12 protein-coding genes and 1 riboswitch are annotated in these 12,427 nt (G+C 32.8%); of the genes, 11 read left to right on the top strand and 1 reads right to left on the bottom strand.

The genetic code is table 11. From position 1 onward, the window contains the following. The first annotated feature begins 22 nt into the window (after positions 1-22). The 7 genes from RH915_RS08295 to RH915_RS08265 all read left to right on the top strand — a co-directional run bounded on the left by RH915_RS08295 (position 23) and on the right by RH915_RS08265 (position 7,668). Positions 23-406: a CBS domain-containing protein gene (locus RH915_RS08295; protein WP_310479255.1), complete on the top strand. Its 384-nt coding sequence runs from the start codon at positions 23-25 to the stop codon at positions 404-406. A 327-nt stretch (positions 407-733) separates the two neighbouring features. Beyond that, entirely contained in the window at positions 734-1,477 is a 744-nt protein-coding gene (locus RH915_RS08290) for a zinc ribbon domain-containing protein (RefSeq protein ID WP_310479253.1), read from the top strand. 18 nt (positions 1,478-1,495) lie between these two features. Then, positions 1,496-2,047: a zinc ribbon domain-containing protein gene (locus tag RH915_RS08285; protein ID WP_310479252.1), complete on the top strand. Its 552-nt coding sequence runs from the start codon at positions 1,496-1,498 to the stop codon at positions 2,045-2,047. Between the two features lie 110 nt (positions 2,048-2,157). Continuing rightward, positions 2,158-3,564: a tetratricopeptide repeat protein gene (locus RH915_RS08280; protein WP_310479251.1), complete on the top strand. Its 1,407-nt coding sequence runs from the start codon at positions 2,158-2,160 to the stop codon at positions 3,562-3,564. 242 nt (positions 3,565-3,806) lie between these two features. Next, positions 3,807-5,648: an asparagine synthase (glutamine-hydrolyzing) gene (gene asnB / locus RH915_RS08275; RefSeq protein ID WP_310479250.1), complete on the top strand. Its 1,842-nt coding sequence runs from the start codon at positions 3,807-3,809 to the stop codon at positions 5,646-5,648. 156 nt (positions 5,649-5,804) lie between these two features. After that, a riboswitch (Fluoride riboswitch) is annotated at positions 5,805-5,874 on the top strand. A gap of 260 nt (positions 5,875-6,134) precedes the next feature. Beyond that, entirely contained in the window at positions 6,135-7,310 is a 1,176-nt protein-coding gene (locus RH915_RS08270; protein ID WP_310479248.1) for a cation:proton antiporter, read from the top strand. A 25-nt stretch (positions 7,311-7,335) separates the two neighbouring features. Further along, on the top strand, positions 7,336-7,668 hold the full coding sequence (locus RH915_RS08265; RefSeq protein ID WP_310479246.1) for a nucleotide pyrophosphohydrolase: 333 nt from the start codon (positions 7,336-7,338) through the stop codon (positions 7,666-7,668). A 118-nt stretch (positions 7,669-7,786) separates the two neighbouring features. Here the strand turns inward: RH915_RS08265 and uppP are convergent, their stop codons facing one another. Then, positions 7,787-8,626, bottom strand: a complete 840-nt coding sequence (gene uppP, locus RH915_RS08260) for an undecaprenyl-diphosphatase UppP (protein WP_310479244.1) — start codon at positions 8,624-8,626, stop codon at positions 7,787-7,789. Between the two features lie 163 nt (positions 8,627-8,789). On the opposite strand from uppP, the gene RH915_RS08255 reads away from it, so the two are divergent. The 4 genes from RH915_RS08255 (at position 8,790) to RH915_RS08240 (ending at position 12,307) form a co-directional block, all read left to right on the top strand. Continuing rightward, positions 8,790-9,725: a S66 peptidase family protein gene (locus tag RH915_RS08255; protein ID WP_310479242.1), complete on the top strand. Its 936-nt coding sequence runs from the start codon at positions 8,790-8,792 to the stop codon at positions 9,723-9,725. Next, positions 9,718-10,899 (top strand): M20 metallopeptidase family protein, encoded by a 1,182-nt coding sequence (locus RH915_RS08250; protein ID WP_310479240.1) that lies wholly within the window; start codon positions 9,718-9,720, stop codon positions 10,897-10,899. Before RH915_RS08255 ends, RH915_RS08250 begins: the two co-directional genes overlap by 8 nt. Positions 10,900-10,979: 80 nt before the next feature. Beyond that, positions 10,980-11,504 (top strand): hypothetical protein, encoded by a 525-nt coding sequence (locus RH915_RS08245; protein WP_310479238.1) that lies wholly within the window; start codon positions 10,980-10,982, stop codon positions 11,502-11,504. A gap of 104 nt (positions 11,505-11,608) precedes the next feature. Next, positions 11,609-12,307, top strand: coding sequence for a pirin family protein (locus RH915_RS08240; protein ID WP_310479237.1), 699 nt, complete (start codon positions 11,609-11,611; stop codon positions 12,305-12,307). Positions 12,308-12,427 lie beyond the last annotated feature (120 nt).

Raw genomic sequence — 12,427 nt, 5'->3', positions numbered from 1 at the left:
ATATGGATAAGGGGGACTGGGTATGGCATTAGATAAAATAATGGTAAAACAAACGATTACGGTTAAACCAAATGACACCATTGCAAGAGCCTTAGAAGTAATGATGAAAAAAGGGGTAAATGGCACACCGGTTGTTGATGAAAACAATGTATTACAGGGAATGATTGTTAAAGCAGATATTTATAGATTTTTAATTGATCCAGGACATTATGATAGCTGTCCAGTGGAGTGGGTTATGACAAAGGAAGTTGTTACAGCAAAAGAAAGTGAAAATATTTCAGAAGTAGGAAAGCGGTTGAGAGAAAACGATATAATTGCCATTCCGATTATAGGTGATCAGAACCAAGTAAAAGGGATCGTTACCATAGAAGATATTTTAGATTATTTCATGGATCGAAACCAATGATTTACACAGTTAAAGTTTAAGACATAAGAAGGTAATAGACAACTAAGGACAATGGTATGATAAATACCTTTATGATCTGATACTTCCAAAGTATATAGTCTAATGAATGAAAATTAGATTTTATATTTGGAAGTATTTTTTATGTCTAGATAAGAGGTGTGAATTCTAATATATAAAGCAGCTGCATAGTTTTGGTTAATAATGTATAAACATTAACAAATAAGATATAGTTGTATAATTTAAATAAGAGGAAAATGACGAACTATGTAGAATGTAGTATAAGAACTATATTTTTATTAATAAAAAACAATAAGGAGAGGATAAGTTGTGCAACAAAATCCAGTAAAAGAAATGTTTATTCAATCAAAAGAGGAGTTTATAAAAACAGGCATTGGTATTATATTACTTTTTTTAGCAAAGATAATTATTGAAAGTTTGCCAATGATCCAAAATATTACTAGTCCTCTATCAGTTGAAATTGTAGATATTATAACAGCTGTAATATTAGTGATGAGTGCAATTATCATTTACAACTTAGGCAAAAATGTTTCTGATAAAGTCGCTTTAAGTAATATTAATATCCATGGAAAATTAATAAAAGGCATTAGCATGTTTGTATCAGCGTTTATTCTATACTATGCCTTTGAAGATATTCTACCTGTATACTTAGCAAAAGCCGATGTAGAATGGATTTACTCCTATGGATTCTTAGCTTTATTCCTATGGATTATAGGTACAATTCTTTTTAGAGTGTATAACGAGTTTGATCAGCTATTGCTTGTGTTTAAATCAGTAAATATACCTTCAACTATTCAGACTAAAACAAATCAAGATAATAATATATCAGAGGCAAAAGGCTTAAAGTGTAACAAATGTCAAACCATGAATGCAGAAGATGATCAATTTTGTATGAATTGTGGAGAGAAATTAAATGCATCAGCATCTGAAGAAGCAGTAGCTCAAGAGGAGTCACAGGAACAAGTCGAAAATAGATGTAGCGAATGTGGCGCAGAGGTAGAAGAAGATAGTGAGTTCTGCTCAAGCTGTGGAACAAAGGTTGTTAAAATATAAAACAAAGGAGCTAATGCAATGTTTTGTTCACAATGTGGAAACCAATTAAAACCTAGTGCAAGTTTTTGTACAAAGTGTGGAAAACAAATAAAAGCGAAGGAAACTACTAAAACGAGTATAGGTAAGATTAATTTAAATAAAAAAGTGGTCATGGGAATTGTAGCGGCGGTACTATTATCTCTTGTATTGGTAGTTGTATCCGGGAATAGGAATACCCCTGAAAGTACCGTAAAAGATCTTTTTACAGCAATTGAAAGAGGCAGCGCCAATCAAGTAATGAATCTGATGGCACCAGCTGAATTAGAACAGACGCTAGAATGGTTTGGATCTAGAAAAGAGTTTGAGAATTTATTATCTAATCAACTTGAGTACCTATCAGATGAGATGGAACATGCATTTGGAAGAGGTTGGTCAAAGAATATTAAAATAGAAACCGTTAGTGAAACCGAGGATAGAGCTACCGTTGAAGTTACAATGAAATCCCCAGATGGTGACACAAATTCAGATTATATTTATCTAAGGAAAGTAGATGGCAAATGGATACCGGACTTAGACAACTTTTGGTGGTAGAATACAAGAGACAAATAAGCTAAATAGATAAAATTAAGACTTAGATGATAACAATTAGGAAGTTATAATCTAAGTCTTAACTCTTAAATATAGAGGAGTGAGCATAGTCAATGAAATGTAGACAGTGTAATCAGGTGCTAAAAGAGGATGATAAGTTTTGTAAAAAGTGTGGCACAAAAGTTAAATCAGAATTTAATAACATTGAAGAAACAGATAGAGAAGATAATAAAAAAGAAAACATAAAAAACAATGAGGATATTAAAAATAAAGTGGTTAAGGAAACTAAAGTATTAAAAACAAATAATAAGAAAAAAGTTGCAATTGTAACAGGTATAACTGCAGTGATACTCGTTATAATAATGTTCTTCTCAATTCGTTATTATCAAAATGAGAAGTATTACGCGGGACTACTAGAAGAGGCAAATGCTTTTATGACTAAAGCACAGTATGAAGAGGCAATAGACATATATAAAACATATCTACAGGACAGATCTGATGAAAGTGTTTCAGACAAACTTAAAGAGGCAGAAATAAATAGTTTAGTACGATTAGGGGATCAACGAGTAGAAGAAGGAAAATACGCTGAAGCCCTAGTAAAATATGAAGAAGCATTAGAAAAGGCCTATGATGAGACGGTTGAAAATAAAAAACAGTCCTTACAAACCTTACAGCTTATAGAGAATACCTTTGAATATGAACTTACGCATATTCAGTTAGGAAATTATAATAAGCCCTATTTACTAAAGGAGGAAATTGAGTTTATAGTTAACAACCATCCCGTAGATGAGCATTTAAAGAATATCATACAAGATGGCTATATTAATCAATTTTTAGATTTAGTTCAAGAATACATTGACGCTAACCAGTATATACCTGCATTACATATCCTTGATATTGTTTTACATATTGACGTAAATAATAACAAAGCAAAGGATTTATTAAATACACTAAATACAATGCCATATTATTCTGAAGAACGGCTGGAGGCTGCTTTATATAGAAATCCTTATCGGGATAGAGATGTCATTAAGTACGATGACTTAATGCACAATACAAGCATAGATTTAAGAATGACGCCTCAAGAGATATTGGATTTATATGGTGACCCGAATAGTATAGAATCTCTTGATGAGGAGGATGCAAAGATTTTCGATTATGATTTTGCAACTTTACATATTCATACGTTCTATGATGTAAATATGAATGCCACACAGCAACTTAGCTCCGTAAATATTCTAGACTCTAAATTAAAAGGACCTAGGGAAGTTATGCTTGGAGATTCATTATATAGTGTAATTGATAAATTTCCTATGGCAAGCTTTAGTAATTATTATGGGGATCACGTTATCAGTTGGGGTAGAGAAACAGGGAATGCTAAAATGGGAAACTTATATTTAGATAACAATAACAAAGTAGAGGAACTAATCTATGTTGAAGAACATGGTTATGATGTAGTAAGATTTAAAATAGAGGATGGTATCGTTTCTGGTATTCATTATTTTACTATAGTACACTAAGATCAATACTTAGACGTAAAAACAATTAAAGAATATTATTACCATAGAAGATAGTTTAGATTACCTTATGAATCGAAACGAATGATTAGATAAAAATAATAACTATTATTTGGGCCTGTTATTTGTCTTAATACAATAACAGGCTTTTTTGTTCCCTTTTTTATAGATGGTACAAACATTTTTTTAAAAAATTCCTCATAGTTTGATATATAGCAGTAACTATAAAGAGGGAGATGATTATCATGAGTGGTATAGTTGGATGGGTTAATTTTAATGAATCTTTAGAGGGTAAAAAAGAAATCATTCAGAATATGTCTAATAAGTTAATAAACAGAGGACCAGATAGTGAGGGTATCTTTTCAGAAAAGCATATTTTATTAGGACATAGACGTTTAATTGTTGTAGACCCAGAAGGTGGAATACAACCGATGACAAGGAAGCAAGGAGATAGACAATATACCATTGTTTACAATGGAGAACTATATAATACAGAGGATATAAGAAAAAGGTTAGTGCAGGAAGGATTTTCATTTAAGTCTTACTCTGATACAGAGGTGATTTTAGTTGCTTACATAGCATGGGGTATTGATTGCGTACAACATCTAAATGGTATATTTACCTTTGCTATATGGGATGAAATGAAGCAACAATTGTTTTTAACAAGGGACCGTCTAGGTGTCAAACCTCTTTTCTATACAATCAAAGGTCAAAACTTTATTTTTGGTTCTGAAATTAAAGCATTACTAGAGCACCCCAATATTGAACCTCATTTAACAGAACAAGGATTAATAGAGATTTTTGCTTTAGGTCCTGGCAGGTCACCGGGAAGTGGGGTTTTCAAGAACATACGGGAGATTGAGCCAGGATATTGGTTAGTATACTCAAAAACTGGATTGAAGATTCAGCGATATTGGCAGCTTGAAAGTAAGGAACATAATGAAAACTTTCAAGAAACAACAGAAAAATTAAAAGAATTATTGGTAGATGCTGTTGAACAACAGCTAGTTTCAGACGTTCCAGTAGGTACATTTCTTTCTGGAGGGTTAGATTCAAGTGCAATATCAGCGATAGTAGCAAATAAACTTAAGGAAGATGGAAAAGGGCAGCTGAACACTTTTTCCGTTGATTATGTAGATAATCAAAAATATTTTAAATCAAGTAAGTTTCAGCCTGATGAAGACAAAAAATATATAGAGCTAGTGACGAAGGAAAAGGGTTTTAATCATAGAAACATCGTCTTACAAATTGATGAGTTGCTAGATACTCTGGATTATGCAGTAGAAGCTAGAGACTTGCCTGGTATGGCAGATATAGATTCGTCTTTGTATTTATTTTGCAGAGAAGTAAAAAAGCATGCAACCGTTGCTTTATCAGGAGAGTGTGCAGACGAAATTTTTGGTGGATACGTATGGTTTAGAAATCCCGAGATGTTAATGAGTTATAGTTTTCCTTGGTCTCAGGCTTCTAAAGAACGAAGAAGTATTTTGTCTAAAGCGTATAATTATCTGCCAATTGAAGACTATGTTTTAACTAAATACGAAGAGACAATAAAAGAGGTGCCGAAACTTGATGGTGAAGACTTTCAACAACATAGAATGAGAGAAATGTTTTATCTAAATTTAAAGTGGTTTATGATGGGACTGTTAAATAGAAAAGATAGAATGAGTATGGCAAGTGGACTTGAAGTAAGAGTACCTTTTGCGGATCATCGTATTGTAGAGTATGTATGGAATATACCGTGGGAAATGAAAAACTTCAATGGCCAAGAAAAAGGAGTTTTAAGAAAAGCCTTAGAAGATATTTTACCAAAAGAAGTTATAAAAAGAAAAAAGAGCCCATATCCGAAAACATACAATCCTCTATATACAGAATTAGTTCAAAAAAAGATGAGGGCAATTTTAGCCGATAAAAATGCACCAATTTTACAAGTACTAGATTTAAAGGCAGTTAATGAAATTGTTGAAAGTGGAGGTAAATCCTTTTCAAAACCTTGGTATGGTCAACTGATGGCTGGGCCCCAATTAATAGCCTACTTGATACAAATGAATCATTGGATGAAAATCTATAATGTAAAATTAGTGTAAGAGATATAGTATTTTCCTATGTGTAAAATTGTTTTAATAGTGCTTAGCAACAATTTTTATTAGATGAATAGGAAATACTATTTAATGGTGGCTGTTTGCAATAGAAATGGTTGAAATTACTAATTAATTATAGTATAATTAATTAACAAATATAAATAAAAAGTAGGCGATGGAGTACCGCCTTTAACCACTAATCCTAGGATTAGTTAATGACTCCTACAAGACCTTAGGACTTGTGGGAGTTTTTTTAAATTTTTGATTCATATTTACGCTGAATTAACGAAAAATATAGTTATATAAAATGAATACAAGAATGGATACATCTTTTATGCTTGGCCGGAGGATTATATATTATCAGAAGCTAAATTTTACTGAATAATTTCCTCACTTATTAAATTTAGAAGTAATAATAGAATATTTTTATAGAAATGTATCAACTACATAGTTGGTAATGACTATGACATTATTATACTAGGAGTGATGAATATGGCATTGAGCTTAGCGGTGGTTATTATTTTAGGACTGATCTTTAATAAACTATTCATTAAGATGAAACTTCCTGGATTACTAGGGATGCTGGTATTAGGGGTTATTTTAGGGCCCTATGGGATTAATATCCTAAGTGAAGATTTATTAAATATTTCCGGGGATTTAAGAAAAATTGCATTAATAATCATTTTATTAAGGGCAGGGTTTGGCATAAAACGAGAAACATTAAACAAGGTTGGGCCAACTGCCTTTAAAATTAGTTTAATTCCTGTGGTATTAGAGGGCTTCGCAATTTTGTTTCTTAGTAGATATATTTTAGATATATCTTTTATAGAGGCAGGCATACTAGGCTTTATTATAGCCGCCGTTTCACCTGCGGTGATTGTTCCTCAAATGTTAAACTTAATTGAACGAAAAAAAGGGGAAGCAAAAGGCATACCTACAATTATATTGGCAGGAGCATCTATTGATGATGTTGTTGCAATAACAATTTTCACAGCATTTTTAGGGTTATATGGCGCAGAACAGATTAATATATTGACGCAGTTTATAAGCATTCCAATATCTATTGTATTAGGGATCCTATTGGGTATTGTTCTTGCTTTAGTTATGCTATTTATATTCAAACGGGTTGAAATGCGAGCAACTAAAAAAACATTGGTTGTATTGGGTGCCGCCATTTTATTAACTTCTTTAGAAGATGCAGTAGGAAACATTATTCCTATAGCTAGCTTGCTCGGTGTGATGACCATTGGATTTATTATATTAGAAAAGGCGCCGGATATGTCTGAAAAACTATCTAACAAGTTTAATAAAATTTGGGTATTTGCAGAAATCCTCTTATTTGTTCTAGTGGGTGCAAAAGTAAATATTTATGTTGCTACAGATGCTGGTTTTGTAGGGTTAATAATTATAATAATAGGATTATCTGCTAGGAGTTTAGGGGTATATATATCCTTAATAGGAACAGACTTAAACATTAAGGAAAAGGTATTTTGCATGATATCCTTCGTACCAAAGGCCACAGTCCAGGCAGCTATTGGCGCAGTACCCTTAGCAGCAGGGGTACCGGCTGGAGAACTAATTTTAGCATTGGCTGTTTTATCTATTGTAATTACTGCACCATTAGGAGCAATTGGAATACAAGCAACAGCGGAAAAATTTCTTGAGTGAAAGAAAAGTTTTGGAGGTTTGGTTTATGGATAAAAAAGACTTAAGGTTAAAAGATATGGCGAAAATGGTGGATGATTATATTGGACAGTTTGAAGAAGGGTATTTTAGCCCATTAGCGCTTTTAGCTTCTTTGTCTGAGGAAGTTGGGGAGCTTGCAAAGGAAGTGAATCATTACTATGGAGAAAAACCTAAAAGAAAAGACGAAGAAAAAAACACCGTAGATATGGAACTTTCTGACTGTCTATTTATTATATTATGTTTTGCCAATGCCTTAGACATAGATTTAGAGGAAGCCTTTTTGAAAATGATGGATAAATTTAATGAGCGGGACCATGATCGCTGGACTCGAAAAGAATAGAGGGTGTTGTATTACAGCAGAAATGCTGTAATACAAGTGAGCCTATATTTTAAAAGGTTAACAGGGGAACTGTATATTACAGCCAACAAAGTTTTTATATTTATGGAAGAAAATTGCCTTATGAAACAATATTTATAACAACGATGATTATACCAATGGTCCATGTATAAAAAGAAAAATAATATAACTTCTCTTTTTTAATGAAATTAATTAATGTTCTAATAGCAAAAACACCAGCTAAAAATGAAGCAATGATTCCAGCAAATAAAACACCGAAGGTTAAATTACCTAATCCAACGGTTAAAGCGTCTTTTGTTTCTAAAACCGTAGCGCCCAAGATAGCAGGAACAGAAATTAAAAAAGAAAATTTAGTGGCCATCTCCTTATTAAAGCCCCTTAATAAAGAACCTACAATAGTGGATCCTGATCTTGATATACCTGGGGTAATAGCAAAACCTTGAAATATGCCAACAAATATTGCGTCATACCAACGCATTTTTTTTATGTCTTTTTTTACTTTTCTATTTACATGAACTTTTTCAGCAAACCAAAGTAATGATCCTGTTATAATTAAAGAAAATCCTATAATTATCTGTGATGTATAAAAGCTTGCAAAGGTATCTTTAAATAAAAGTCCCATTAAACCTGTAGGAATGGTCGCTATAATGATGAAAAGACCAAGCTTACGATGTTCGTTGTTAAAATTAATGCCTTTGCCAGTAATAAACTCAAAAATAAGAATAACAAATTCTCTGCAAATTAAAAATAGATCTTTACTGTATACAAAAAATACGGAAACTAGGGTTCCAATATGTAAAATAACGGTTAAAAATAATATACGATCTTCAGGGACATTAAGCAGATGCTGGGTTACTGCTAAATGACCAGAACTACTAACAGGAAGAAACTCTGTTAAACCTTGTACAATTCCCAATATAATAGCTTTAAAAATATTCAAGTAAACACCTCCATAATATTAATTATTGCCCAAGCGCTATAACATATTTAAATAAACTTCGTATCTTCTTAATTATTTTACTATTTCCCTCATATTTATAAGTATTATAGGTTTTTAAAATAATGACTGCTATAGTCAAAATCCTAGGTAAGGGGGAAGGGTAATGATTAAACCAGATGTATTAAAGAAGGGGGATATAATCGGTATTGTTGCACCATCAAGTCCTGTTCCAATAGAGAAAGCATACATGGCGAAAAAAAATATTGAAAGAATGGGTTATAAAGTTAGACTTGGTGAAAGTTGTTGGGGGACTTACGGTTATCTTGCAGGAAAAGATGAACTTCGTGCACAGGATCTAATCAATATGTTTGCAGACCAAGAGGTTAAAGGAATTATTTGTTTAAGAGGTGGTTATGGCGCATCTAGAATATTAAATAAAATCGACTATGAGGTTATCAAAAAGAATCCAAAAGTCTTTGTAGGGTACAGTGACATTACCGTACTACATACGGCATTTAATCAAATTTGTAATTTGGTTACTTTTCATGGTCCCATGGCAGCCTCAAATATGAGTGATAACATTGATTATTTTACAATTAAATCTTTAGTTAAGGCAGTTACAATGACAAAGCCTTTAGGAGAAATTCATAATCCAAAAGGAGAGAAGATAAGCTGCTTAGTTAAGGGGGAAGCCACAGGAGAAATTGTAGGTGGAAATCTAGCCTTAGTTGCAGGGACTATTGGGACACCTTATGAAATAGATACTAAAGGAAAGCTATTACTTCTAGAAGAAGTTGAAGAAGAGCCTTATCGTGTAGATCGTCTACTTACACAACTAGCCCTTGCAGGTAAATTTGAAGATGCAACCGGCATTATACTTGCAGATTTCAAAGATTGTATACCAAAAGAGTATGAATCAAGCTTATCACTCATGGATGTGTTTAAAGATGTTGTTGTCCCCTATAACAAGCCAACAATATTTAACTTAAAGGCTGGACATTGTCCACAGAAGGTCACGATTCCCTTTGGGGTTAAAGCACGTCTTGTTGCTCATCAAACTAAATTAGTATTAGAAGAAGGAGCGACGAAAAATGGTTGATGTAGAAATTTTGTGGGAAGCAAAAAAAATAAGTAATTGGGTAAAAGAAGTAAGACGGGATTTTCATAAAAACCCAGAATTAGGGTTAGAAGAGTTTAGAACGCAAGAAAAAATTATATCCTATTTAGAAGAAATGCAAATTCCATATAGAACAATTGCAAATACAGGTTTAATGGGTATTATAAAAGGACATGGAGCAGGGAGGACCGTTGCATTAAGAGCAGATATGGATGCACTTCCTATAGAGGATAAAAAAAACGTTAGTTATCAGTCACGATTAAAGGGAAAAATGCATGCCTGTGGACATGACGCCCACTTGGCAATACTTTTAGGTGCTGCTAAAATACTTAAGAGTAAAGATATGTACCTAAAGGGTGATATAAAGCTATTGTTCCAACCAGCAGAAGAAACAGTGGGAGGAGCAAAACCCATGATAGAAGAAGGGGCTTTGGTAGATCCCCAGGTTGACGTTGTTTTGGGTTTACATGTGTCACCGGAGATAAATACAGGGTGCATAGCTGTAAAATACGGACAAATGAATGCCGCATCAGACACTTTAACCATAACTATTTATGGAAAAAGTGCCCACGGAGCACATCCAGACTTAGGGGCAGATGCAATAGTTATTGCAGGCCAAGTGTTATCTACCTTACAAACTGTAGTTAGCAGAGGGGCGGACCCAAGACGTTCCGCTGTGATAACAATTGGAAAAATTCTAGGTGGTGACCAAAACAACATAATAGCAAATAAAGTAGAAATGATAGGGACAATGCGAACACTAGATCAAAAGACTCGTGAAAGGTTAGTAAAACAAGTAAAGGAGATTGTTGAAAGTGTCCCTAAAGCCATGGGTGGAAAAGGAGAACTAATAAGAGAAGAAGGATATGCACCATTAGTAAATCACAATAATATTGTAAAATTAATTGAGAACAATGGTAGAAATCTATTAGGGGAGAATAAAGTTAGAGTAAATGAATTACCTAGCTATGGTGTAGAGGACTTTGGGTACTTTATAGAAAACACACCCGGTGCCTTTTTTCAACTTGGTTGTAGAAATGAAAAGAAAGGAATCATACATGATTTGCATAATGATTTGTTTGATATAGACGAAGACTGTTTAGCTACTGGAGTTGCCATGCAAATAGCTAATGTAATCTCGTTACTCAATAATTAGGTTTAGAGAAAATAGTAATTATTTACAATTGGTTTTGTGTATGATATAATTTTGCCCATCTAGTGACAAGGGGTGAATGTATGAATAAGCATAAGACAATAATTTTTGCATTAATAACAATAAATATTATTTTTCTTGTTTTAATAATTAATACAAATGTAAAGCTTGAAGCCGTAGAAAGCTCTAGAGAAAATCAAGTAGTAGATGCAACTGAAGAAACCACAGAAGATTCTTTGAAGAAAGAGTTAGAATGGTTAGAAGGACAAATGTATTTTCTAGAACAAGAAGTTAAACGGATAGAAGATTTAATAATTAGGATACCTGGCATTGATTTTAATTATGGTTCAATAGTAGGGTTAAAAGAAGAAGGAGAAGAAGTTATTGTTGAATTTGAGTCCAATGATAGAGAGGATATGACAATTTCCATTGATCAAGATACTCAAATTTTTATGATGAGTGAAAAAGGGTACGTTAAAGTGGACTTAGAGGAACTTATCAATAAGGTTAAAGTAGAGCAAGAAGAAAACTTTGTAGATGAATACACAATTATTAATATAAATGATAAGTGGACACATATATATCAAGGAAGGTATGGGCAAATATAGATTTGCCCATGCCTTTTTTTATACGTTAAGAAAAGGACAGATCGTTTATCATGACCCTAAAAGGGTAACTATATTGATATACAAATATACTGGAGGGAAAATAAATGATAAAGCGAATAGATCATGACAATATGGGAAAAAGCAATTTACAGTGGCTAGAAAGTATTTTTCACTTTTCTTTTGCTGAATATAAAAATCCTGAAAATATAAACTTTGGTGTTTTAAGGGTATTAAATGACGACTTAATTAAGCCAGGAACAGGCTTTGACACACATCCTCATAAAGATATGGAGATTATCTCATATGTAATCGATGGAGAACTTACCCATGGTGATAATATGGGAAATAAAAGAAAACTATCTAGGGGTCATGTACAATACATGAGCGCAGGTTCCGGGGTATATCATAGTGAGCATAATCTAGGTAAAGATACCCTGAGAATTTTACAAATGTGGATATATCCAGATCAACAGAATTTAAAGCCTACCTATGGAGACTATATGTTTAAATGGGATGAAAGAAAAAACAAATGGCTTCATATAGTATCAGCAAAAGATGGGAACGCGCCAATAAAAGTTAATCAAGATGTTAATATATATGTACTAGAGATTGAGAAGGGCGAGGCAATAAACTTTTCCATAGAAAAGGGAAGACAGCTCTATTTAGTTCAAATAGAGGGGACTTCAAAAATCAATAGCTTAGATATTAACCAAAGAGATGCTTTACAGGCAATAGAAGAAAATCTTAATATTATACCTAAAGAATTAAGTCATTTCATTGTCATAGAAATGAAAAAAGCGTAACGAATTATGATGCAATTCAATTTGAGTTTTAAATAAGATTTATTATCAACTGAATACTTTGTCAATTAGAGGATTTATACGTAAAGTATAGATCCTTACTTTTTTCATATAATTTACTAT

Source organism: Serpentinicella sp. ANB-PHB4 (assembly GCF_031432315.1).
Taxonomy (GTDB): Bacteria; Bacillota; Clostridia; order Peptostreptococcales; family Natronincolaceae; genus Serpentinicella.
The sequence above is the reverse complement of the archived record's forward strand: the minus strand, read 5'-3'. Positions and strand labels throughout refer to the sequence as shown.

Coding starts and splice junctions, on each gene's coding strand:
- RH915_RS08270 (WP_310479248.1), top strand. CDS start 6,135: ATGGCATTGAGCTTAGCGGTGGTTATTATTTTAGGACTGATCTTTAAT.
- RH915_RS08240 (WP_310479237.1), top strand. CDS start 11,609: ATGATAAAGCGAATAGATCATGACAATATGGGAAAAAGCAATTTACAG.
- RH915_RS08285 (WP_310479252.1), top strand. CDS start 1,496: ATGTTTTGTTCACAATGTGGAAACCAATTAAAACCTAGTGCAAGTTTT.
- RH915_RS08295 (WP_310479255.1), top strand. CDS start 23: ATGGCATTAGATAAAATAATGGTAAAACAAACGATTACGGTTAAACCA.
- RH915_RS08255 (WP_310479242.1), top strand. CDS start 8,790: ATGATTAAACCAGATGTATTAAAGAAGGGGGATATAATCGGTATTGTT.
- RH915_RS08245 (WP_310479238.1), top strand. CDS start 10,980: ATGAATAAGCATAAGACAATAATTTTTGCATTAATAACAATAAATATT.
- asnB (WP_310479250.1), top strand. CDS start 3,807: ATGAGTGGTATAGTTGGATGGGTTAATTTTAATGAATCTTTAGAGGGT.
- RH915_RS08265 (WP_310479246.1), top strand. CDS start 7,336: ATGGATAAAAAAGACTTAAGGTTAAAAGATATGGCGAAAATGGTGGAT.
- RH915_RS08250 (WP_310479240.1), top strand. CDS start 9,718: ATGGTTGATGTAGAAATTTTGTGGGAAGCAAAAAAAATAAGTAATTGG.
- RH915_RS08280 (WP_310479251.1), top strand. CDS start 2,158: ATGAAATGTAGACAGTGTAATCAGGTGCTAAAAGAGGATGATAAGTTT.